19 protein-coding genes are annotated in these 22,461 nt (G+C 67.4%); 7 read left to right on the top strand and 12 right to left on the bottom strand.

Annotation, left to right across the window (positions count from 1 at the left end):
- Positions 1-71: 71 nt before the first annotated feature.
- Positions 72-1,199, bottom strand: a complete 1,128-nt coding sequence (locus tag ACERNI_RS04140; RefSeq protein ID WP_448831997.1) for an alpha/beta hydrolase — start codon at positions 1,197-1,199, stop codon at positions 72-74.
- Between the two features lie 362 nt (positions 1,200-1,561).
- Complete coding sequence (locus ACERNI_RS04135; protein ID WP_448831996.1) at positions 1,562-1,768, bottom strand: hypothetical protein; 207 nt, start codon at positions 1,766-1,768, stop codon at positions 1,562-1,564.
- 482 nt (positions 1,769-2,250) lie between these two features.
- Here ACERNI_RS04135 and ACERNI_RS04130 point away from each other — a divergent pair, with 482 nt between their 5' ends.
- Complete coding sequence (locus tag ACERNI_RS04130) at positions 2,251-2,529, top strand: hypothetical protein (protein WP_448831995.1); 279 nt, start codon at positions 2,251-2,253, stop codon at positions 2,527-2,529.
- A gap of 182 nt (positions 2,530-2,711) precedes the next feature.
- Here ACERNI_RS04130 and ACERNI_RS04125 read toward each other — a convergent pair whose 3' ends face one another.
- Together ACERNI_RS04125 and ACERNI_RS04120 are read right to left on the bottom strand one after the other, a co-directional pair.
- Entirely contained in the window at positions 2,712-4,622 is a 1,911-nt protein-coding gene (locus ACERNI_RS04125) for a sensor histidine kinase (RefSeq protein ID WP_448831994.1), read from the bottom strand.
- A complete protein-coding gene (locus ACERNI_RS04120; RefSeq protein ID WP_448832159.1) occupies positions 4,619-5,308 on the bottom strand; it encodes a response regulator in 690 nt (229 codons plus the stop codon). Before ACERNI_RS04120 ends, ACERNI_RS04125 begins: the two co-directional genes overlap by 4 nt.
- Positions 5,309-6,011: 703 nt before the next feature.
- Here ACERNI_RS04120 and ACERNI_RS04115 point away from each other — a divergent pair.
- From ACERNI_RS04115 to ACERNI_RS04105, 3 genes are all read left to right on the top strand, one after another.
- Positions 6,012-8,297, top strand: coding sequence for a TonB-dependent receptor (locus tag ACERNI_RS04115; protein WP_448831993.1), 2,286 nt, complete (start codon positions 6,012-6,014; stop codon positions 8,295-8,297).
- Positions 8,298-8,505: 208 nt separating this feature from the next.
- Complete coding sequence (locus tag ACERNI_RS04110; protein ID WP_448831992.1) at positions 8,506-9,186, top strand: Fe2+-dependent dioxygenase; 681 nt, start codon at positions 8,506-8,508, stop codon at positions 9,184-9,186.
- Positions 9,187-9,228: 42 nt separating this feature from the next.
- The gene (locus ACERNI_RS04105) at positions 9,229-9,930 is read left to right on the top strand and encodes a tetratricopeptide repeat protein (protein WP_448831991.1); all 702 of its coding nucleotides are present in this window, start codon (positions 9,229-9,231) and stop codon (positions 9,928-9,930) included.
- A gap of 5 nt (positions 9,931-9,935) precedes the next feature.
- Here the strand turns inward: ACERNI_RS04105 and ACERNI_RS04100 are convergent, their stop codons facing one another.
- From ACERNI_RS04100 to ACERNI_RS04075, 6 genes are all read right to left on the bottom strand, one after another.
- Entirely contained in the window at positions 9,936-10,709 is a 774-nt protein-coding gene (locus ACERNI_RS04100; protein WP_448831990.1) for an iron ABC transporter ATP-binding protein, read from the bottom strand.
- A complete protein-coding gene (locus ACERNI_RS04095; protein WP_448832158.1) occupies positions 10,706-11,674 on the bottom strand; it encodes an iron chelate uptake ABC transporter family permease subunit in 969 nt (322 codons plus the stop codon). Before ACERNI_RS04095 ends, ACERNI_RS04100 begins: the two co-directional genes overlap by 4 nt.
- Before the next feature lie 7 nt (positions 11,675-11,681).
- Complete coding sequence (locus tag ACERNI_RS04090; protein WP_448831989.1) at positions 11,682-12,638, bottom strand: ABC transporter permease; 957 nt, start codon at positions 12,636-12,638, stop codon at positions 11,682-11,684.
- Between the two features lie 372 nt (positions 12,639-13,010).
- Positions 13,011-13,937: a siderophore ABC transporter substrate-binding protein gene (locus ACERNI_RS04085; protein WP_448831988.1), complete on the bottom strand. Its 927-nt coding sequence runs from the start codon at positions 13,935-13,937 to the stop codon at positions 13,011-13,013.
- A gap of 17 nt (positions 13,938-13,954) precedes the next feature.
- Positions 13,955-15,091, bottom strand: coding sequence for an alpha-hydroxy acid oxidase (locus tag ACERNI_RS04080; protein ID WP_448831987.1), 1,137 nt, complete (start codon positions 15,089-15,091; stop codon positions 13,955-13,957).
- Positions 15,092-15,355: 264 nt separating this feature from the next.
- The gene (locus ACERNI_RS04075) at positions 15,356-16,369 is read right to left on the bottom strand and encodes an NADP-dependent oxidoreductase (RefSeq protein ID WP_448831986.1); all 1,014 of its coding nucleotides are present in this window, start codon (positions 16,367-16,369) and stop codon (positions 15,356-15,358) included.
- Positions 16,370-16,717: 348 nt separating this feature from the next.
- Between ACERNI_RS04075 and fumC the strand changes: the two genes are divergently transcribed.
- Entirely contained in the window at positions 16,718-18,133 is a 1,416-nt protein-coding gene (gene fumC, locus ACERNI_RS04070; protein WP_448831985.1) for a class II fumarate hydratase, read from the top strand.
- Between the two features lie 291 nt (positions 18,134-18,424).
- Here fumC and ACERNI_RS04065 read toward each other — a convergent pair whose 3' ends face one another.
- Positions 18,425-18,985, bottom strand: coding sequence for a hypothetical protein (locus ACERNI_RS04065; RefSeq protein WP_448831984.1), 561 nt, complete (start codon positions 18,983-18,985; stop codon positions 18,425-18,427).
- A gap of 301 nt (positions 18,986-19,286) precedes the next feature.
- Entirely contained in the window at positions 19,287-20,132 is an 846-nt protein-coding gene (locus tag ACERNI_RS04060) for an oxidoreductase (protein ID WP_448831983.1), read from the bottom strand.
- 215 nt (positions 20,133-20,347) lie between these two features.
- Between ACERNI_RS04060 and ACERNI_RS04055 the strand changes: the two genes are divergently transcribed.
- Both ACERNI_RS04055 and ACERNI_RS04050 read left to right on the top strand, forming a co-directional pair.
- The gene (locus ACERNI_RS04055) at positions 20,348-21,874 is read left to right on the top strand and encodes an alanine/glycine:cation symporter family protein (protein ID WP_448831982.1); all 1,527 of its coding nucleotides are present in this window, start codon (positions 20,348-20,350) and stop codon (positions 21,872-21,874) included.
- 78 nt (positions 21,875-21,952) lie between these two features.
- Positions 21,953-22,243, top strand: coding sequence for a SelT/SelW/SelH family protein (locus ACERNI_RS04050; RefSeq protein WP_448831981.1), 291 nt, complete (start codon positions 21,953-21,955; stop codon positions 22,241-22,243).
- The last annotated feature ends 218 nt before the right edge of the window (positions 22,244-22,461 follow it).

Here is a 22,461-nt window from a genome sequence, read left to right as displayed (position 1 = left end):
CCGGTCTGTCAGGCAAATTTTCCTTGCAGAAAATTGTACAGGCGCGCGACTTGCGTATGACGCTGTCCGCCTCATGGCGGGGCCCCGGGTAACAGGGCTTCGCCAATGGTGGAGACGGAGTGGCCCAGCGCCTTGAGGCCGCCGGTCAGCAGCGCTCCCGAATGACGCTGCTCCTGCCCGCCGGCCATGGCCTTGCCAATGCCGGCGAGGGTCGCGGCGTCTTCGAAAGCCTTGCCATGATTGCGGCCAACGCCGCCATCCACGCCGCTGAGGTCATGCGCCCGCATGCCAAGGCGGTGAAACTGGTCAAGGTCGGTGTTTTCGCCAGCCCGCAACTTGCCGCCCGCCAGACGCCGCGAGACGCGCAGGGCATAGTCGTCCTGCGAAACATAAACCGTGATGTGGGATGCGAGGCCGCCGATGCGCGCCGCCTGGCGCCGGAAAACGTCCATGTCAACGTCCGGCGCCGCCAGCACCACCTTCCGCATCGCGCCAAGCGCGCCACGGTCATTGGCCGTCGCCAGCTGCCGCAGGGCCTCCATCGTCACCCAATTGCCCATGGAGTGGGCGAAAATGTCGATGCCGCTGATCGCCGGATCGCGCGCCAGCTGCTTCAGCAGGGCCTCCAGCGCGTCGCGGCTGAAGTCGGCGGAAGCCCGGTCGTAGGCGTAGTCGGTGACGCCGCCGCGCGATGGCCAGCTGAACAGCACCGCCACGCCGTCGAAATGGATGTCGTCGGCGATCTGGGCGAACCGCATCGCAGCCGCATCGAAGGCGGTGTTGTAGCCATGGACGAACACCAGCGCCTTGCGCGGCGGCGTTCCTGCGCCTGTTGTTCGCAGGGCGCGGGCGAACCCGGCGCTGTCGAGCTGTGTGGCCGACGTCAGCACGATATGCCGTTGTGGGTCGGGATGACTGGCGTCGACCGGCAAGGCGCCTGGCTGGCGGCCGGGCGGCATGGAGAACGCCAGTCGGGCATAGCCCATCTCACCGCCGCGCTCGCCGGAGAACAGATATCCGGGCGGCTCCGCCGGCGCGGGCGCCCGGGTGGTCACGGCGAGCACAATGCGCTGGTCCGGCATGGCGCCGGCGGCGGCGACCGGTTGCAACAGTCCCTGGCGTGGCCCGGCGCAGGCGGCAAGCAGGACCGAAAGGCATGCGGCCATGGCCATCGGGAGGAAACGGACAAACGCGGGCATATCCTGATCCGGGGGCGTCTTGTGGGGGCAGGCGCCTTCAGGGGGAATTTCTGGGCGGAAGACGATTCCAGGGCCAAAGAGGCGGCGCGGCTCGCCGCCTGCCAGCGCCTCGCCGGCAAGCGCGGTTGCCCGTTCTCACATGGCAAAGCCTCAGGTGGGAAAGCCGGCCAACAGCGTGCAAAAAATGCATCAGGCCCAGGCGGCAAGGCCCCGGAGAGTTTATCCACGAGATCCAGCCCAGGAGATCCAGCCCACGAGATCCAACTTCTGGGATCAAACGCTTCTGGCAGACCATGCCTCGCGGGCAACGCTCCGGCGCGGCGCCCCGTCAGGGCGCCGCCATCCGGCCTCCCAGGCTTGCTTCAGCGCGCGGCGATCGCCTGCTTGCAGCTGTCGCTGAGTTTGTCCTTGTTGGTCTTCAGGCAGGAAACGACCTGATCGCGATTGCCGATGGCCGAGGCGCAAAGCTTCTGCGCGTCGGCGCGACAGGCGGTGCGGGCGTCTTCCGCCATGGCGGCGCCGCTGCTGGCGGCGGCAAGGACGACGGCGAGGAAAAGAGCCTTCTTCATTCTGGAGGTTCCCGGTTTCTGGCGCGCCATTGCGGACGCTGGCGCCATGCGCCGTTGGGCGGAGCCGTCCCCGGCGCGCGGCCGCAGCGCCAGATATCCGGGGCGCGGAGCGGTCACATGGCGCGAAGGCCTGACCGCGCCGCGCAGGCGCTCCCCAACGCGGCGAACCTGCGGGAAAGCGGCGGGCCGGCCTATGCCATGTTCATGGGACGGCGCGCCTGGAGAGAAGCGCATGGGGGGAAGATCTTGGGGAGAAGATCTTGGGGAAGCGCGCATGGCGCCCGTTTCACCAGACCCGGTTGACGGGCCCCGTTGATGGGGGCCGCCCCATCGGTCCCATCTTCATGGGATGGCGACGCGGGCCGCCGGATGCTCCTTTGCGGAGAGGCGCGGCGTCGATACACGCGCCGGTTGCCAGGCTCCACTGCTGGCCGCGCGCTGGCGCGGTGATCCGGATGCGTACGAATTCCAGAGAGGAAACCATGAACTCCAGGCACTATCTGCAGGTGATGGGCGCGGCGCTGCTGGGCGCCAGTGTTTTTGCGGCCACGCCAGCGGCCGCTGTGGTCTATTGCAAGACTGTCGGCGTCCCCAGGGGCTGCGTCGTGCGCCCGGCGCCGGTGGTGGTCGCGCCGCGTCCGGTCGTCGTGGCTCCGCCAGCCCGCGTCGTTGCGCCCCGGCCGGTTGGCCCCGCCTATCGCGCGCCGGTTGGAACGCCGACCAATCGCGGCGGCCCTGTCGACCGCGTTGGCCGGTTCTGACGCCTGTCCGGGTTCCCATCAGATCGCGGCCTTACGCAGGCGCGAGGATGCTGGGGCATCCGCGGCCTGTAGCGCTCATGCAGGCGCAAGGCCTGTCCATGGGCGCCTGTTCACGCAGGTCATGCCGCGCGCGGCCCGGACTTCTGCAAACCCCAATGGGGTCTGGCTCATCGGGGGTGGTTTCAGGCGGCGTTTTCCGTTTCCGGGAAACGCTCCGGCAGGTCCAGGGTAATGCGGACCCCGTCTGCTCTGCTGTCGAGGCCGAGCGCGACGCCGCAGCGTCCGGCCCGTCGCCGCATGTTGTCTAGGCCCCGTCCCTGCGACGTTGTCTGGCCAGGGAACCCATGGCCATCGTCGGCGATGACGATGCGGCCGCGCGCCACGCCGTCTTCGCCGCTGAAGGCTCCGAAGCTTACCGTGATGCTGCTGGCGTTGGCGTGCTTCACCGTGTTGGTCACCGCCTCGTCGAGCAGACGGAGCAACTGGATGACGTGCCAGGGCCGCAGTTCCTGATGCACCGGCAGCCCGCCAGGCGACAGCGGCCGCCAGTCGAGACGGATGTCGTGCGGCCGCAGGCGGGCGGCCGTGCGTTCACGCCAGGCGCCCAGCGCCAGCATCAGGTCGCCGTCGATGTCGTCCATGGCGTCGATCACCAGGCGCAGGTCGCGCAGGGCGCTGCGGGCGGCCTCGCCAATCTGCGCGCCGTGGGCGCCATGGCGCTCGGCGAGCGCGACGATGCTGACAAGTTGTCCGCCCAGCCCGTCGTGCAGATCGCGGGTCAGCCGGGCCCGCTCGCTGGCGAGGGCCGCGGCGTGCTTGCGCTGTTCCTCCCGCGCGAAACTGGCGCGCAACTTGTCCTCCGCCTCGCGCACCTGGGTCACCAGCCGCCCGGCGAAACTGTCCACTTCATTCAGGGCGCTGGCGAAGCGCCAGGTCAGGCAGGCGCCGATCGCCGTCATCATCGCGGCGTAGGCCATGCGGGTGACGAAAATACGCTGGTCCGGCAAAGCGCCGACGATGGTCAGCACGTCGCGGACGAGGCAGGTCATCAGCACGGTGGAGGCGCAGGCGAGCAATACGCTGATCAGATCGCGGCGCGACAGGGCCGCGGCGTTGGTCAGCCAGGCGACGCCGCCGAGACTGAAGGCGATGGCGGGCAGGCCAAGCCAGATGAACGCCAGACGCACCGCCTCTGGCCCGGCCACCAGCCCGGTGATGGCGATGGCGACGCCGGGCGCCAGCGCCAGAACCATGAATGGCGGCGTCAGCCGTCGCCCAAGGAACAGCATGCAGAAAACCAGCATCAGGCCGCTTTCCAGCGGGGCCGAGCCGATGGCGGCGGCGCGAATGCCGGCAAGCCAGGATGGCTGCTCCGGCGGAACGAGGAAGGTGTGCAGCGCCCCCAGCGCCATGGCCGCAGCCAAAACGCCGTAAGCCGTTTCCTGCCGGCGCTTGAACCACATGATGCCGAGCACCATGGCGAGGATGACCTGCCAGGAGGAGAAGACCACGGGCAGGGTGCTGAACAGCAGGACGCGCCAGTCATAGGCGTCGCGCAGGGCGCTGTCGGGCCCCACATACAACGCGTCGAGAAAGCCGCTCAGCGGCCCCCAGACATACAGGCGCACGCTGAGTTCATTGACGCCGGGACGCAGCAGCTGCGCCGGGATGACGGCGATGTCGGCGGCGTTGCGATCCGGCCGGTTGTTGCTGGCCTTGCGCCGCGTATCGAGCGCGACCACGCCGTTGACGAGGATCTGCGCCGCGTTGGTGAAGCGCGGCGTCATGACGGACCATTCCTCCGTCAGCTTTTCCGGGGCGATGAAGCTGAGGGCCAGGTTGATGCGTCGCGGCGTTGGGCCGGGAAAAGTCGCGGGCAGCCTGATGGGGGTTGCGCCATCGGGGCCTGCAACCGTCGCCTCGCGCACGGCGTAACGGCTCTCCGGGTGGGGGAGCGACATGCCGATGGCGAGCAGGCACAGAACGACAAACGCCGCCTGGAGCGACAGGTGCAGGAGCGCGAAACGCTGGCGCCGCCAGCCGGCGAGAAACGGCGTCGCGCCCGCGCTGGCGGGCTGCGCCTCGCTGCTCAAAGCTTGATCAGCCCCTGTTGTACGGCTTCAAACACGGCTTCACCCCGGGTGTTGACCTCAAGCTTGCGGTAAATGCTCTTGATATGTCCTGGCACGGTCTGGCGCGACAGCCCCAGATGCGCGGCGATATCAGCATAGCTGAAGCCTTTGGCTATGCCCCACAGGATGTCAATCTCACGCGGGGTCAGCCGGGCCGTGTTCAGTTGCGGCCGCGCGGCCGCATCCTGCTCCCGTTGCGCGCGGCGCACGATGAAACGGGCGATGGAGGCCGAGATGGGCGAATGTCCCGCCACCAGATCGCGGACAGTGGCCGCGATGTCGGTCGGAAACGCGTCTTTCAGCAGATAGCCCGTCGCGCCGACGCTGATGGCGGCGATGACGCTCTCCTCATCGCCAAGAATAGAGATCACCATGATCTCGGTTCCTGGAAAGCGCGCGCGCGTTTCGCGAATCAGGTCGACGCCATGGCCGTCAGGCAGTTGCAGGTCGGTGAGCAGCACATCTGGCGTGATCTGGCCGAGCGCCGCGCGGGCCTCCGCCAGGGTTCCCGCCTCGCGGACCGTGAAGCCAGGCTCGCCGGCAAGCACGTCGCGCAGCCGCTCACGCGTGGGCGCATCATCTTCCAGGAGAAGCACCGTGATGACGCCCGGCGGGCTGCCGGCGGAACCGCCGCCCGAAGAATCCATGTCCGCTGCTGGTGCTGTCATGCCATGCGATCCTGGCCTGTCTCTGGGCCTGCCTCAAACCGGCGCCCGGGGAGGCGGCGCGGCCGTCCTGCGGACGTCCCGCGACAATAGCCAAGCGGCCCGCGTTTGCGACAGCCATGAACATGGGGCGGGGGCAATATGGGGCGGGGGCATGCCTTTCATCCCGGGGGGGCTCCCAAAGGACTGCCCCAAAAATGTTTGCCCCAAAGAGCTTCCCCCAAAGAGCTTCCCCCAAAGAGCTTCCCCAACGGCATTCCCATCGGCGCGCGGGACGTGAATACCGCGAGCCCGATCAGAGGGAATCCGGCTCCTGAGCGTCGCAAAATTGTCAAAAGCCGAGCATTGTTGCGATTATGGCACAAGTATGCGCGGCTTTGGCCGGGCATCTCCGCAGGGGGCTGCTCCCCCTCCAGGATAACGTCCTGAAGGCGCGGGGCTTACCAGGTTATCTGGATTCATTATGCACTGGGTGCATGCCCCCGATTGGCGCACGGTTTCTGGCAAACCTCTCCGGGCGTGACCGACAAGGTCATCCTGTCTGGAATTGTTCTTAAAGATAGCGTTTGCCAGCCTTTGTGACCTTTGACTAAGAGCCGGGCAGAACGAACGCGCTGGCGTTCATCGCAAATACGCGCATCTGCACCTTGTTCATCATTCATTTTTCATTTCTGGGAGCATCGACATGACGCCGGAGCGTGCCTCCACATCACTGCGGCCATTGATGTCTGGTCTGGCGCTGACGACGGGCTTCGTGGCTTCGGTCTCCGGCCTGTCGACCGGCGCCGCCGCGCAGTCCGCCGCCAGCAACGCCCCGGCTGGCGACGCCGCCGGCAACATCGCCCTCGACACCATCACCGTCACCGGCGCTGGCCAGGGCAGCGGCAACACCAATGAGGCGACCACCGGCATCGCCCGCCTGCCGGCGACGGTGCGCGAGACGCCCAAGACGGTGAACGTGGTGACGCAGCAGCTGATGCAGCAGCAGCAGGTCACCACCCTGGAGCAGGCGCTGAAGAACGTGCCCGGCATTACCCTGTCGAGCGGCGAGGGCAACGGCGGCCAGAGCGGCGACCAGTTCCGCATTCGCGGCCTGTCCGCCAAGGGCGACATCTACGTCGACGGCCTGCGCGATTTCGGCGCCTATGTCCGCGACGCCTTCGACACCGAGAGCGTCCAGGTCATCAAGGGGCCGTCTGGCGAGGCCTTCGGCATCGGCAGCCAGGGCGGCGTCATCAACCAGACCAGCAAGAAGGCGAAGCTCAGCAACTTCTTCACGGTCGAGCAGGGCATTGGCTCGGGTCTGGTGTCGCGCACCCAGGTCGATGGCAACTACAAGATCAACGACACCACCGCCATCCGGCTGAACGGCGTCTATCACCACCAGGACGTGGCGGACCGCGATCAGGTCAAGCAGCGTCGCACCGGCTTCGCGCTGGATTTCGCCACGGGTCTCGGCACCGACACCCAGTTCCGCCTGAACTACCGCTACCAGCACAATGACAATGTGCCGGATTATGGCGTCGGCATGTTGCAGGGCGGCGACGGCCTGTTCCGTCCCATCACTGAGTACAACATTCCGGGCATTGGCCGCGGCCAGTCCTATGTGCGCAGCACCGATCGCGATCAGGGCAACATCCACGCGGTCACCGCGAGCTTCTCGCACAAGGTCAATGACTGGCTGACCATCAGCAACGACGCGCGCGCGACGTTCTTCGACCGCGACTTCTCCGGCACCAATCCGGCGGCCTGCTCAGGCGCCTGCGCCAAGGCCATTTTCGCCGGCAAGAACTATCTGCTGCCGTATGGCGCCGGCGGCGGCATGACCTACCTTCAGAACGGCTGGGCCATCCAGGACGTGCTGACCGCGAAGGCCGACGTCAACCTGCTGGGCTTCCGCCACAAGCTGATCGTTGGCGTCGACGCCAGCTATCAGGACGACGAGCGCAACAACGGTGTGTGGACCGGTCGCATCAACGACCAGACGATCCTCAATCCGCGCTTCGCCTATCCGGCGGCCTACGCCACCTATGGCGCCACCCGCCGCTTCGCCAATTCGAGCGATATCGGCCTGTTCGCCAGCGACCGCATCTGGCTGACCGAGCAGTTCTCGGTGCAGGGCGCCGTGCGCTGGGACTACTTCCGCTCCGAGTTCCGCAATGTGCCTTACACCTTCGGCGGCGCCCAGGATGCCTACAAGACCAGCCCGTCGATCGCCGCCATCTGGGAGCCCTTCAGGAACACCACGCTCTACGCCTCGTTCTCGCGCTCCTACCGTCCGGTTGGCGCCGACATCGCCGTGGCCGTCGGCGGCGTGGCGACGGAGGTTCCCGGAAGCAACAACCTGCAGCCGGAGCGTTCGGACACCTTCGAGGTCGGCGCCAAGGTCGATCTGCTCGACGGCAAGCTGGGCCTGACCGCCGCCGCGTTCAACATCGACAAGAAGAACTCGTATTCCGTCGATCCGACGACCGGCGAGGTCATCTCCGGCTTCAGCGACAACGGCGAGGGCCGTCGCATCCAGGGCTTCGAACTGGGCGCCAGCGGCAAGCTGACCGACAACTGGACCCTGACTGCGTCCTACGCTTATCTCGACGGCAAGGTGACCCGCACGAAGACCGGCACCGCGGGCAATCTGGCCCCGTCGGTTCCGCACAACAACTTCACCCTGTGGACCGCCTATGACCTGACCACGGATGTGACGAAGCTGCCGGGCGTCATCACCCTGGGCGGCGGCATGCAGTACGCCTCGGCCTACTGGGCGGATACGCCGAACACGGCCCGCATGCCGGAGACGTTCTCGCTCGACGCCATGGTGGCCTGGAAGTACGAGAACTTCCGCGTTTCGGTTAACGTCTACAACATCACCGACCATCGCAATTACGTTTCGGCGTTCAACGCCTCCCGCGCTGTTCCGGCTTCTGGCCGCACCGTGCTGCTCAACCTGGCCGCGACGTTCAACTCGTTCTGATCATGGGCGACGCCAGCGTAAAATCCGCTCATACTGAAACGGATTTTACGCCACTGGTCTGGATGGGCGCGTTTTCCTCACCGAAGCGGTCTCCGCTCCGCCGGAAAGCGCGCCGGCGCGCCGGCCCGACACATCCGCGCCCGGGCCGCAAGGTCCGGGCGTTTCTTTTGCAACAGGGCGCGATGTCCAGCGCGCCGGGAGGTTCGACATGCTGGTGCAGGTTCCCGATGTGCTGACGCCGGAGGACGTGCGGCGCTGCCGGCAGATGCTGGAGCAGTCCCAATGGGTGGACGGCCGCGTCACGGCGGGCGACCAGGCGGCCCGCGCCAAGAACAACCTGCAAATTCCGGTCGACAGCCCGGAGGCGCTTGAGCTCGGCGATCTGGTGCTGCGGGCGCTGGCCCGCAACGCCAGCTACACCGCCGCCGCCTTGCCGCTGAAAGTGCTGCCGCCGATGTTCAACCGCTACGATGTCGGCATGACCTTCGGCGCCCACGTCGACAATTCCATCCGCATGCTGCCGGATGGGTCGCGCCTGCGCGCCGATGTCTCCAGCACCATCTTCCTGTCCGATCCTGACGACTATGACGGCGGCGAACTGGTGGTCGAGGACACGTTCGGAACCCATGCGGTGAAGCTGCCGGCCGGGCACATGGTGGTCTATCCCGCCTCCAGCCTGCACCGGGTGATGCCGGTGACGCGCGGCAGCCGCTGGGCCTCGTTCTTCTGGGCCCAGTCCATGGTGCGCGACGATACGGAGCGGGCCATGCTTTATGACCTCGACCTGGCGGTGATTGGCGCGCGCCAGCAACTGGGCGACGACAGCCAGGTGGTGCTTGGCCTCGTCAACCACTACCACAACCTGCTGCGGCGCTGGGCTGACCTGTGACCAGCGCGCCCGGAAGCCTTTTCAGGCAAAGTGGATCCTGCTTTGCCTGAGGAAAATGCGCCAATTCAAAACGGCGCGCCCACGCCGCATGATGAAACCCGAAGGCGCGCCGACAGGGTTGAGAAGACCGTCGAGGTGCAACTGGCGCTGGGCCAGACGGCGCTGGATCGCGGCGAGGTCGCGGCGGCGCTGGAATGGTTCCGCGCCGCGGCGCGCGGCGGCGACGCCCGCGCCCTCAACATGGTTGGCCGCTGCCTTGAACACGGCTGGGGCGTCGCGGCCAGCCCGGCCCTGGCGGCGGACTGGTATCGCCGCGCTGTCGCCATGGGCGACGCCTGGGCCATGTTCAATCTCGGCGACCTGTATATGCGCGGCGCCGGCGTCGCCCGCGACGACGCGGCGGCGTTCGACCTCTATGCGGAGGCGGCGCGACGCGGCAACGCCAAGGCGCTGAACATGCTGGGGCTGTTTCACGAAGACGGCCGCTTCGCGCCGCCGGACCTGGCCGCCGCCCGCGCGCTTTACCAGACGGCGGCGGAAGGCGGCGATTGCTGGGGCGCCTTCAATCTTGGCCGGCTGCTGGTCGATGCCGGCGATGCGGCGGCGGCGCTGCCCTGGTTCACCCGGGCGATAGCGGTTGGCTTTCCCGACTTCTGGCGGGCGCTGGGCGCCGCGCTCTCCGGCCACGCCGACCCGCGCCTCGATGCGTTGGGGCGTCAGGCGCTTGAGCGGGCGGGGGCGTAGGCCGCTCAGTCTCCCGTGGGCTGCCGGTAGAACACGCCGATGCGGTCGCCGCCGATTTCCTCGATGCGCATGTCGATGTCGTAGATGGCCCGCATGGCTTCTGCGGTCATGATGCTGGCCGGCGCGCCTTCGCGGATCACCCTGCCATCGCGCATGGCGACGATGTGGTCGGCGTAGCACGAGGCGAAATTGATGTCGTGCAGCACCACGACAATGGTCTTGCCGAGGTCATCAGCCATGCGCCGCATCAGTTGCATCATGCCGGCGGCGTGCTTCATGTCGAGATTGTTCAGCGGCTCGTCGAGCAGGATGTAGTCGGTGTCCTGGCAGACCACCATCGCCACATGGGCGCGCTGGCGCTGGCCGCCGGACAATTCGTCAAGAAACCGGCCGGCCAGATGGCTCAGGCCGAGGTACTCAAGGGCGCGGGCGACGTGCGCGCCATCCGCCTGGGTCAGCCGGCCATGCGAATGCGGATAGCGGCCGAAGGCGACCAGATCGCGCACCGTCAGCCTGGCGGCGATGTGATTGTCCTGGCGCAGGATGGAGAGCCGTCTTGCCAGCGCGTTGCTGGCGGTTTGCGCGACATCCATGCCGTCGACGAGAATCTGGCCGCTGCTCATCGGCAGCAGCCGGCCGATCATGGTCAGCAGGGTGGATTTGCCGGCGCCGTTGGGGCCGATGATGGCGGTGACGCCGCCGCGCGGCAGGGTCAGGTTCACCCCCTGCACCACGGCGGTCTCGCCATAGGATTTCCGGACGTCGCGGATCTCGATCACCTGACGGCTCCCCGCACCAGCATGAACAGGAATACGATGCCGCCCAGAAATTCGACGATGATCGCCAGGGCGGTGTTGAAGGCAAAAACCCGCTCCAGCACGGTCTGGCCGCCGACAAGGCAGATGACGGCGATCAGCGTCGCCGCCGGCAGCGTCAGCGCGTGGCGGTGCGAGGGGATCAGCGCATAGGCCATGTTGGCCACCAGCAGGCCAAAGAAGGCCACCGGCCCGACCAGCGCCGTGGCGGTGCTGGTCAGCACCGCCACCAGCAGCAGCATGGTCATGGTCGTGCGCTTGTAGGGCGCGCCAAGCGCGATGGCGGCGTCGCGGCCAAGCCCCAGCACGTCCAGCGTCGCGCGCATGCGCCAGATGGCGATGGCGGCGAGGGCGATGATCACCGCCGCCACGCCAAGCAGCGTCTTGTCGACCGTGTTGAAGCTGGCGAAAAAGCGGTCCTGCAGCACCACGAATTCGTTCGGGTCGATCATCCGTTGCAGGATGTTGGAGACGCTGCGGAACAGCATGCCCAGCACCACGCCGGCAAGCAGCAACAGGTGCAGGCTGCGCACCGCGCCCGTGAACAGCCAGCGGTAGAGCAATGCGGCGAAGCCCGTCATCAGCGCCGCCTGGCCGAGAAACAGCAGGCGCTTGTCGATGAGGTTGAGGTCGCTGGCTCCGATGGCGAACACCGCCGCCGTCTGGATGAGGATGTACAGCGCGTCGAAGCCCATGATCGACGGCGTCAGAATGCGGTTGCCGGATACGGTCTGGAACAGCACGGTGGCCAGCGCGATGGCGCAGCCGACCAGCAGCAGCGCCGCCAGCTTGACGGCGCGCAATTGCAGCACGAAGGCCCAGCTGCCCGTGACGCCCACGGTCATGAAGGCCGTGCAGGCGACAAGCGCGATCACCAGCAGGGCCAGCAGGACCAGGCCGCCGCTGGCGTGGCCGGAGCGCGTGGGCATGGCGGGATCAGCCGGCACGGAAGCGTTTCCCCAGCAGGAGATACAGGAACAGCAGGCTGCCGAGTACGCCCATCATCACGCCGACCGGGATCTCGAACGGATAATTGACCAGCCGCCCGAGCAGGTCGCAGGCCAGCGCCAGCCCGGCGCCGATCAGGGCGGTGAGCGGAATGGCGCGCCGCATGTTGTCGCCGAGGGCCATGCTGGCGAGGTTTGGCGCCACCAGGCCAAGGAACGGGATCATGCCGACGGTGGTCACCACCATGGCGGTGACCATGGCGACGATGCTGAGGCCAAACAGCAGCACGCGGCGATAGTTCAGGCCCAGGTTGACGCTGAAGTCGCGGCCAAGCCCGGCCACCGTCAGCCGGTCGGCGGTGAACCAGGCCAGCGTCGCCAGGGCAAAGGCGACCCACAACAGTTCATAGCGGCCGCGCAGGATGGTGGAGAAATCGCCATTCGACCAGGCGGCGAGCGATTGCAGCAGGTCGTAACGGTAGGCGATGAAGCTGGTCGCCGCGCCAATGACGTTGCCGAGCATCAGCCCGACCAGCGGCGTCACCAGCGGCGATGACAGGGGGATGCGCGCCAGCACGCCCATGAACAGCCCGGCGCCGGCCAGGGCGAACGCCGCCGCCACCATCATCTTCACGATCACCGGCATGTCTGGCAGCAGCAGGGTGGCGCACAGCATGCCGAGACTGGCCGCATCCACGGCGCCGGAGGTGGAGGGCTCGGCGAAACGGTTGCGCGCCAGCATCTGCATGATCAGCCCGGCGATGGCCACAGAGCCGCCGGCCAGCACCACGGCGATGGTGCGCGGCCCCCGGCTGGTCAGCAGCAGGCTGATCGCCGCCGGATCGCCGGCCAGCACGGCGCCCGGCGTCAGGTCGCTGACGCCGGCGAACAGGCTCGCCACGGCCAGCAGCAGAAAAACGGCCAGGGCCGCCGCGGTCCTGGTCATGGCGTGGGGTAACGCGGCTTGCGGCCCGGGATCAGGCGGGAGGAGGGGGGAGACATCGGCGCGCCTCGCCTGCCCGGCCTGGCTGAGATGTTGCTGGTGTGATCCATTCCCGCCACTGCGTCTCTCGCCACTGTCTCTCTCTGCCGTCCATGTCCGGGCTTGTCCCCGCCATCCACGTCTTCAGCCGTGAGACCGGGTTCGGCCCCTTGCTGAGGCGTGGACCGCGTGGATGGCCGGGACAAGCCCGGCCGTGACGGTTGGCGGCGTTTTGGCCGGAGGAGCTTCCGGGCCGGCATGACCTGGCGCCAGAGCCGCCTTCACGCCGTTGCTCGCGCGCCCGCCGCCTGCTTGCTGGCGTTCACCGGCAGCCGCTCACTTGCCGCCGAACGCCTTGTTGAGCTGGTCGATGTCCTGCTTCAGCGCGGTGGCGCCGCCGCCGACCAGATACCAGTTGGCCGGATCGAGATAGACCACCTGGTTCTTCTTCCAGGCCGTGGTCTGGCCGACCAGGTCGTTGTCCAGCATCTTGCGGGCATTGCCGGTCTTGCCGAGGGCGGCGTCGCGGTCGATGACGAACAGCCAGTCCGGATTGGTTTTCTGGATGAACTCGAAGGTCACCGGCTGGCCGTGTGTGCCGATCTTCAGGTCGGGCGCGGCTGGCGTAACGCCGAAGGCCTCATGAATGACGCCGAAGCGCGAGCCGGGGCCATAGGCGCTCATGCGGTTGGCGACGGTGAGGATCAGCAGGCCCTTGCCAGCCGCCTGGGCCTTTTGCTTCAGCTGCGCCACGCCGGCGTCGAGACCGGCGACGAGCTGCTTCGCCGCGTCTTCCTTGCCGAATGTCCTGCCGAGCGTCGTGATGTGCTCGCGGGCGCTGGCGAACGGCGCCTTCGCGTCGACGGTCATGTCGATGGTCGGGGCCAGTTTCGACAGTTCGGCGTATTTGGCCTGCGAGCGGCCGCCGACGATAATCAGGTCCGGCTGCATCGCGCCCAGCGCTTCGAGATTGGGCTCGAACAGGGTGCCGACCTTCGTCACCTTGTCGTCGTTGTACTTCTGCAGCCAGGCCGGCTTCACGCCGGAGGGGACGCCAGCGATTTCGACGCCAAGCGCGTCGAGATTGTCGAGCGTGGCCAGATCGAACACGACGATCTTCTTCGGCGTATCCTTCAGCGTGGTTTCGCCGGAGGCGTGCTTCACCGTCACCGGCGCCGCATGGAGCGGAGCGGCGGCGAAAGCCGCGAGGCCGAACAGCAGCCCGCAAAAGGCCTTGCGGGAAATATTCCGGGACGAATTCACGTCAGTGCTCCCTGGGTTCAAGGTCCAGTCTGGTGCGGAAGGCCAGCCGGCGCTTCCGGAGGACAGGTCGGGGTGGGGGATGCCAGAACGGAGGCGTCGATGGCGGCAAGCCCTGGCCGCCCGGTCAGCGCCATCGCCGCTTCAAGTTCGGTGGCCAGCATCGCCAGGGCATGGGCGACGCCGGCGGCGCCGGCGGTGGCCAGCGCCCAGTACAGCGGCCGGCCGACCAGCACGGCGCGGGCGCCGAGGGCCAGGGCCTTCAGCACGTCGGTTCCGCGCCGCACGCCGCCATCCACCAGCAGCGGAACCCGTCCATCGACGCGGCGCGCCACCGCCGGCAGCAGGTCAATCGCCGCCGGCATGCTGTCGAGCACGCGCCCGCCGTGGTTGGAAACGATGAGGCCGTCGACGCCGCGCGCGATGGCGAGCTCCGCGTCATCGGGATGAGCCACGCCCTTGAGCAGCAGCGGCAGGCGCGTCTGCTCCCGCAACCAGGCGATGTCGTCCCAGCGCGGCGCCGCGTCGATGAGGCCGCGAAACACCGGGCTGCGCGCTGGCTGGGCCCGTGTCGCCGTCGCCTGGGCGAAACCGGCGAGGTTGACCGACTGGACCTGCGCGGGCAGGTGGAAGCCACAGCGCTGCTCGGCGTCGCGCACGCCGTTCACCGGCGCATCCGCCGTGACGACGAGGGCGGCATAGCCAGCGTCCTCAGCCCGCCGGACAAGGGTGAGCGTGTCGTCGCGCCGGGGCTGCGGGTAAAGCTGAAACCACAGGGGCGCGGGGGCAAGGCGCGCCAGCTCGGTCATGTCGACGCTGGCCTGGCAACTGGCGATGCAGCCAGCGCCCGCCGCGGCGGCGCCGGTGGCCATGGCGAATTCGCCTTCCGGGTGAACCAGCTTCTGCCAGGCCATCGGCGCGGCGATCACCGGCGCTTCCAGATTCAGGCCGAACAGGCGCGTGGCGGCGCTGGCGCCGCGCAGATCGGTCAGGAGGCGCGGCAGCAGGCGCAGGCGGGCGAAGGCCTGCCGGTTGTCGCGCAGGGTGGCCGCATCCGCCGCGCCGCCGCCGATGTAGGCCTGCAGGTCCGCCGGCAACAGCGCGCGGGCGTGACGCTCATAATCATCCAGGCAGACGGTGTCGGGGGGAATGGACAAATCGGTTTCAGATCAGGTTACAGCCGGTCCTGGCGAATGGCGCGCGCCCAGGCGCGCCGCAGTTTCGCGCACCGGGGCGTTGTGGTCGCTCAGGGGGCTGGCGTCAACCTGTTGTAAAACCTTATCTTTTGTAACGATTATAAAGTGGCGGGAAAAGCGCGACGGCGGCGGGAGATGACCGCCGGCGTCATGGCGACGCTCCGTCAGGATGACGCGACCGCGGCCCGCATCCTGACGGTCCTCATGCCAGTGGTGGCAGTGCGGTCAGCCGAGCTTCACCAGCATCTTGCCGGTGTTGTCGCCGGTGAAGAGCTTGAGGAAGGCGGCGGGCGCGTTCTCGATGCCATGCTCGACAGTTTCCTGCACGTGCATTTTGCCGGCGCGGATCAACGCGCTGGTCTCCTCGCGGAAACGGGGGCGCAGATCCATGTGGTGCCGCACCACAAAGCCTTGCAGCTTCAGGCTGCGGCTGATGGCGAGCATCAGGTTGTTGGGGCCTGGCGCCGGCGCCAGATCATTGTAGCCGCCGATCATGCCGCACAGGGCGATGCGGCCGAAAACCCTCATCTGGTGCAGGGCCGCTTCGAGATGGCCGCCGCCGACATTGTCGAAATACACGTCGAGGCCATCCGGCGCCGCGGCCGCAAGCGCCGCGTTGAGGTCGCCACAGGTGCGGTAGTTGATCACCGCGTCAACGCCGGCCACATCGCGCAGCCATGCGCATTTTTCGTCGGTCCCGGCCGAGGCGACCACATGACAGCCATGCGCCTTGGCCAACTGGCAGGCGACCGAGCCGACCGCGCCGGCGGCGGCGGATACAAAAACGCTGTCGCCGTCCTTCAGTTCGGCGATGCGGAACAGTCCGGTGTAGGCGGTGAGCCCTGGCGCGCCGAGCACGCCGAGATAGGCCTGCGCCGGCGCCTGGGCGACGTCGATCTTCTCAAACCCTTCCCAGGAGCCGGTGGCGTATTCGCGCCAGCCCAGCATGTGGAACACATGGTCGCCAGGCGCGAAATCCGCGTGACGCGATTCCACCACCACGCCGACAGCGCGTCCATACAGCGCCTCGCCGACCTGGAACGGCGTCACATAGCTCTTCTGGTCGATCATCTGGCCGCGCATGTAGGGGTCGACCGACATCCACAGATTGCGCACCAGCAACTCGCCCTCCGCCGGCTGGCGCAACGGCGTTTCCGCCAGGGCGAAATCGTCAGGGGTGGGCATGCCGACCGGGCGGGCGGCCAGCCGGATTTCGCGATTGGTGGCGCTGGATTGCAAGGCGTTTGCTCCGGGATATGTTGTCGTTTGGGGGCATCATAGAGCATTTTCCGGCGCAGGCGACGCGCCAGCGTCAGGAAATGGACGCGAATGGCCGGCAGGATGCGCGGGGCCGGCGAAATCGATGCTGGCGGCGTTTTGGATTGCCCCAGTTGACGTCCCCTGAAGTGCACGTTGATTTGAATTATTAAAAATAAAACCAAAGTTATCTGGCGATGATTTGGCCGATGTCCGTGCGTTTTGTAGTTGTCTTTCCGTGAATGCGTGAAATATATGCGCCAGAGTTGCGCTGTTCCGACAGGCGCGGCGCGCCGTGGATACACGGCGCCGAAGTGAGTGGAGAGTGTCATGAGCGGTGAACACGCGAACACCCGCACGGAAAAGGACGCCATGGGTCCGGTCGAAGTGCCGGCCGACCGGCTCTGGGGAGCCCAGACCCAGCGCTCCATCGGCAATTTCCCCATTGGCGTCGACCGCTTCCGCTGGGGCCGGCCGGTGATCCGGGCGCTGGGCCTGCTCAAGAAAGCCGCCGCCGAGGCCAATGGCGCGCTGGGCGAACTGCCCGCCGACAAGGTGAAGCTGATCGTCCAGGCCGCCCAGGAGGTCATTGACGGCAAGCTCGACAGCGAGTTCCCGCTCGTCGTCTGGCAGACCGGCTCCGGCACCCAGACCAACATGAACGCCAATGAGGTGATCGCCAACCGCGCCATCCAGCTGGCTGGCGGCGTTGTCGGCTCGAAGAAGCCGGTCAATCCCAACGACGACGTCAATCACTCCCAGTCGTCCAACGACACGTTCCCGACGGTGATGTATGTGGCGGCGGTCGAGGGCCTCGGTCACGCCCTGCTGCCGGCGGTGCAGCGCCTGCGCGACGTGCTGGCCGACAAGCAGGCGCAATACGCCGACGTTGTCATGATCGGCCGCACCCATTTGCAGGACGCCACGCCGCTGACCGTGGGGCAGCTGATTTCCGGCTGGGTCGCCCAACTCGACCATGGCCTCGCCGCCGTGCGCGCCGGCATGGAGGGGCTGTTCAACCTGGCGATTGGCGGCACGGCGGTGGGCACCGGCCTCAACGCCGATCCGCGCTTCGGCGATCTGACGGCGGCCAACATCGCCCGCGAAACCGGCTTTCCCTTCGTCTCGGCGGCCAACAAATTCGCCGCTTTGTCGGCCCATGACGAGATGGTGGTGGCCAGCGGCGCCGTGCGCGCCCTTGCCGGGGCGCTGCTGAAGATCGCCAACGACGTGCGGTTTTACGCCTGCGGCCCGCGCGCGGGTTTTGCAGAACTGCGCATCCCGGAAAACGAACCCGGCTCATCAATCATGCCGGGCAAGATCAACCCGACCCAGTGCGAGGCGCTCACCATGGTGTGCGTGCAGGTGTTCGGCAACGACCACGCCGTCGCCTTCGCCGGCTCCCAGGGCAATTTCCAGCTCAACGTCTACAAGCCGGTGATGCTGCACAATCTGCTGGAATCGGCGCTGCTGCTCGGCGACGCCTGCAACGCCTTCACCGATCACTGCGCCGTCGGCATTGAGCCCAATATCGATCGCATCAACGAGAACCTCGACAATTCGCTGATGCTGGTGACGGCGCTCAACCCGCACATCGGCTACGAGAAATCAGCGGAAATCGCGCTTGCCGCCCATCGCGAGGGCCTGTCGCTGCGCGCCGCCGCCCTGCAACTGGGCTATGTGACCGATGACGAATTCACCCGCTGGGTGCGGCCGGAGGACATGGTCGGGCCGCTGAAGAAATAGCATCGGACCGGGGCGAGAGGGCGCCGCCCCGCTTTGGCTCCGGGAAATCTCCAGGTGGGCCTTCATCTGCCCCTACGTCATGCCCCGACGTGTTCCGGGCTGAACATCAGGGCGGGCGCAAGCCACTGCTGGGGCGTCGCTCCGTGGATGGCCGGAATAAATCCGGCCAAGACGGCGTAAAGGGATGGCGTCACAAAGGGGCTGGGCTGGCGGTCAGCGATCCTGCTTGTGCGCAGGCTTGCGGGGGCGCGCCGTAGCCAGCGAAAACCATCCGCTGCAAGGCGGCCAGACTCAGGCGGCGACCTCAAGCGGCGGCACCCCGGCTGACGCGTCGCCGTCTGGCGCAGCCCGCGCCAGCGTCGCCCTGTCCGCCGCCCCGCCCATCTGCTGGAGGCCGCAGGCCGCGCCGGCTGGGGCGGAGGCCGCTTCGCCCGGGTTGCCGCGCGCGGAAGGGCGCCGGGCCTGCATGGTTTGCAGCACGAAGGTCATCAGCGTCTGGTCGACGTGATTGGCGGCGCGCGTCACGTCGATGGCGATGCGCAGGCCGTTGTCGGTCATGGCGCCGGCGGCGTCGAGGGTGGTGATCAGCCAGTTGACCACCTCGCGCTCCACCTGGCCGGATGCGGCTGCCCCCGTCACGACATGGGCCACGGCCAGATCGACGAATGTGTCGTCCCAGGCTGGATGCCGGTCGGCGATCAGCCGGTCGAGCGCCGCCAGGGCGTCGACCTCGGCGCGGCGCGCCACGTCGCCCGCCAGAATTTCCCCGGCAAGTCGCAGGACGTCCTGTTCGCTCACCCGGCCGGCGTCCAGCACGTCGTCAACGAAATCCCGCAGTTCCTGCCTGATCATGCCCTGTCATTCCTGCATTCCGGCAAAAGTGGCTCCACCCTTGCGTCTGGAACTGCCGCCGCCCGCGCCAGGAGCATGTCCTGGCTTCAGGTTTTGGCGGAAAGGCCCCCTGTCTTTCCTGCGGCAGCATCGCGCGGCGTTCTCGCCAGCAGGTTAACGCGGCATGGTAAATAACGGTTCAGGTTAAGCATTGCTGACCAGCCGTCCGGGAGGCCGCCGCCCGGAGGGCCGCCGTCAGGGCGGCCAGCCGGCCGGCCCTCACGGTTCTGGCGTCCCCGCCGGTCCGGCCCTGACCCGCGGCTCAGACGAAGCGCGTGGCGGCGCCGCCCAGCGGCTCCCAGGCCGCCAGATCTGCCTCGAAGGCCTTGAGCTTGGCGCGGACGCGGGGATAGGCCTCGTCGCCCAGCACCAGGTGCAGGGGCGGGGTGTCGGAGTCGATCGCCTTGAGGATGACGGCAATGGCCTTGTGCGGGTCGCCGCCCTGCAGGCCGTCGTTCTCCGCGGCATAGCGGCGGGTGACGCCAGAGGTCTCGGCGTAGGCCGGCATTTCGTTGCCGGCGGCGTTGATCGAGCGGCCGAGAAACTCGGTGCGGAACGGACCCGGCTCAACGATGATCACCCTGATCCCGAACGGCGCCACCTCCTGCGCCAGCGCCTCGGACAATCCCTCCACCGCGAACTTGCTGGCGTTATAATAACCAAAGCCGGCCCGGCCAACGAGGCCAGCGATGGACGAGAGGTTGACGATGCGGCCGCCGCGTGAGCGGCGCAGCGCCGGCAGGGCGGCGCGGGTGGTTTCGATGAGGCCGAAGACGTTGGTCTCGAACATCGGCCGGTATTCTTCCGGCTCGCCTTCCTCTACCGCGCCGACGAAACCATAGCCGGCGTTGTTCACCAGAATGTCGAGGCGGCCAAAGCGCTGTTCCGCCAGGGCCACGGCGGCCTCAGCTTCGCCTGGCTGGGTCACGTCAAGTCTGGCGATCTGCAATTTGCCGTCCGCCGCCGGCTTCAGGTCCGCCAGCGTCTCTGGTCTGCGCGCGGTGGCGACCACGTTGTCGCCGCGGTCCAGCGCCGCCTGGGCGAGAATTTTGCCAAAACCTGTCGAGCAGCCTGTGATCAGCCATGTGCGCGGCGTGGTGTGTGTCATCGGGCGTCCTCCTGATTTGTGGCGGCATTATTGGCGCAGATGACCGGTGCGCCAAGCCGCGCTGGCGCGGGGCAGACCAGCGACGCGGGCATTTTTCAGGAAAACCGGCGCGGCGTCTTTACGTTGTGGATCTTTCGAAATATAAATTAGAAATATTCAAAATGTTATCTGTTGCGCAAGTCAATAATTGAAAAATTACATATGTTTGGAGCTTCATGCTAAAGACTGATATTGGTTTCGTGAACAATATTCTCTGGGGCGATGTGCTGACATACATGCTCCTCGGCGCGGGGTGCCTGTTTACGTTACGTCTACGGCTGGTGCAGGTTCGCCGTTTTCCCGAGATGTTCCGCACGCTGGCGCGCCCGGCGGTCAGCGATCCGGCTGGCATTTCACCGTTCCAGGCATTGTGCGCCTCGCTGGCCGCGCGGGTTGGCACTGGCAATGTGGCGGGCGTGGCGGTGGCGCTTTATCTTGGCGGTCCAGGCGCCGCGTTCTGGATGTGGCTGGTCGCGGCGCTTGGCATGGCGACCGCCTTTGCCGAAAGCTCGCTGGCGCAACTGTTCAAGGTTCGCGACGGGGCGGGCGCCTATCGCGGCGGGCCGGCGTTCTACATCGCGCGCGGTCTGAAGGCGCCGCGCGCCGCCACGGCGTTCGCGATCTGCCTGATCATTGTCTTCGGACTGGTGTTCAACGCGGTGCAGGCCAATTCCATCGCGGGCGCCGCGCAGGAGGCGTTCGGCGTCGCGCCGCTCTGGTCGGGCGTTGCCGTAACGCTGGCGGCGGCGCTGGTCATTTCCGGCGGCGTCGCCGGGGTGGCGCGCTTTTCCGGCGTCGTTGTGCCGCTCATGGCGGGCGCCTATATCGCCGTGGCGCTGGTGGTGCTGGCGCTCAATGCAGATCAGGCTCCGGGACTGCTGAAGCTGATCGTTTCCAGCGCCTTCGGCCTGGATCAGGCGGCTGGCGGCGTCGCTGGCGGCATGACGGCGGCGATGATGAACGGCGTGCGTCGCGGGCTGTTCTCCAATGAGGCGGGCATGGGCTCCGCCCCCAATATTGCCGCCGTGGCCACGCCCAGTCCGCACCACCCGTGCAGCCAGGGCTTCGTGCAGGCGTTCGGCGTCTTTATCGACACGCTGGTGGTCTGCACCGCCACGGCCCTGCTGATTTTGCTGTCGGGCAAATTGCAGCCTGGCTCGGGCGTCACCGGCGTCCAGCTCACCCAGCAGGCCATGGGCGTGCATCTGGGCGTCTGGGGCGCGCCGTTCGTCAGCATCGCCATCACCTGCTTTGCCTTCACGTCCATCGCCGGCAACTACGCCTGCGCTGAGGGCGCCCTTGTTTTTCTGCGCTGCGACGGGCGCACGGGCCGGCTGTTGCTGCGCCTTGGCCTGCTGGGCATGACCCTTTGGGGCGCCGTTGTGCAGGTGACGACGGTGTTCGACCTGGCCGACGTGTCGATGGGCTTCATGGCCGCCATCAATCTCGTCGCCATCGTGCTGCTGTCCGGCGTGGTGGTTCGCCTGGCGCGCGACTACCTCGCCCAGCGCGACGCGGGCCGCGAGCCGGAATTCGACCCGAGCCTGTTGCCGGAACTGGCGGATGTCATTGAGTCGGGCATCTGGGGCGCGCCGGCGCCCGTCCCCGGACGCGCCGGTTTCGCCGCCGCCGCCGGTCTGCCTGGGGGGATCGCGCCGCCGCCTGGCGATCTTGAAGTTGTGCAGGGGCGGCCGGGGGCGTGAGGCGGCGGGCGCGGCTGATCTGGTCCGGATCATGCGGTCGTGCAAGGGTTCCGGCCATTGCAACAGGAGGATGTCCCGATGGCCGGACCCCGCGTCTCAATCGAATTCTGCACGCAGTGCCAGTGGCTGCTGCGCGCGGCCTGGATGGCCCAGGAGCTGCTGTCCACCTTTGGCCAGGATCTGGGCGAAGTGGCGCTGCTGCCCCGGACCGGCGGCGTGTTCCGCATCCGGGTGAATGACAGCCTGATCTGGGACCGCACGGTTGATGGCGGCTTTCCGGACGCGAAAACCCTGAAGCAGCGGGTGCGCGACCTGATTGATCCGGAGCGGTCGCTTGGCCACTCCGACCGGCCGGCGGGCGGAAGCTGAGGGCGTTCGCGCCGGCTGCCTGGGGGATCCGGCCGCTGTGGACGTTGGGCGCGTGGGCTTTCCGGCTCCCGCGCATGGTTTTCTGGAATGTGGGTCGCCGCGGCGATCCGGATATCCGTCGCAGCCCGGGGGGACGGGCGTGACGGTTCGGGTGGTTTTCGGAGCCGGGGCTGGGGCCGGCTTCCGGATGCGACCTGATGGAGGAGGGGGAGCAACAG

The sequence above is a fragment of the Camelimonas sp. ID_303_24 genome, from assembly GCF_053543495.1.
Note: the sequence above shows the minus strand (reverse complement) of the source record. Positions and strands in the feature narration are given on the sequence as shown.

Coding starts and splice junctions, on each gene's coding strand:
- ACERNI_RS04140 (WP_448831997.1), bottom strand. CDS start 1,199: ATGCCCGCGTTTGTCCGTTTCCTCCCGATGGCCATGGCCGCATGCCTT.
- ACERNI_RS04135 (WP_448831996.1), bottom strand. CDS start 1,768: ATGAAGAAGGCTCTTTTCCTCGCCGTCGTCCTTGCCGCCGCCAGCAGC.
- ACERNI_RS04130 (WP_448831995.1), top strand. CDS start 2,251: ATGAACTCCAGGCACTATCTGCAGGTGATGGGCGCGGCGCTGCTGGGC.
- ACERNI_RS04120 (WP_448832159.1), bottom strand. CDS start 5,308: ATGGATTCTTCGGGCGGCGGTTCCGCCGGCAGCCCGCCGGGCGTCATC.
- ACERNI_RS04115 (WP_448831993.1), top strand. CDS start 6,012: ATGACGCCGGAGCGTGCCTCCACATCACTGCGGCCATTGATGTCTGGT.
- ACERNI_RS04110 (WP_448831992.1), top strand. CDS start 8,506: ATGCTGGTGCAGGTTCCCGATGTGCTGACGCCGGAGGACGTGCGGCGC.
- ACERNI_RS04095 (WP_448832158.1), bottom strand. CDS start 11,674: ATGCCCACGCGCTCCGGCCACGCCAGCGGCGGCCTGGTCCTGCTGGCC.
- ACERNI_RS04090 (WP_448831989.1), bottom strand. CDS start 12,638: ATGACCAGGACCGCGGCGGCCCTGGCCGTTTTTCTGCTGCTGGCCGTG.
- fumC (WP_448831985.1), top strand. CDS start 16,718: ATGAGCGGTGAACACGCGAACACCCGCACGGAAAAGGACGCCATGGGT.
- ACERNI_RS04065 (WP_448831984.1), bottom strand. CDS start 18,985: ATGATCAGGCAGGAACTGCGGGATTTCGTTGACGACGTGCTGGACGCC.
- ACERNI_RS04060 (WP_448831983.1), bottom strand. CDS start 20,132: ATGACACACACCACGCCGCGCACATGGCTGATCACAGGCTGCTCGACA.
- ACERNI_RS04055 (WP_448831982.1), top strand. CDS start 20,348: ATGCTAAAGACTGATATTGGTTTCGTGAACAATATTCTCTGGGGCGAT.
- ACERNI_RS04050 (WP_448831981.1), top strand. CDS start 21,953: ATGGCCGGACCCCGCGTCTCAATCGAATTCTGCACGCAGTGCCAGTGG.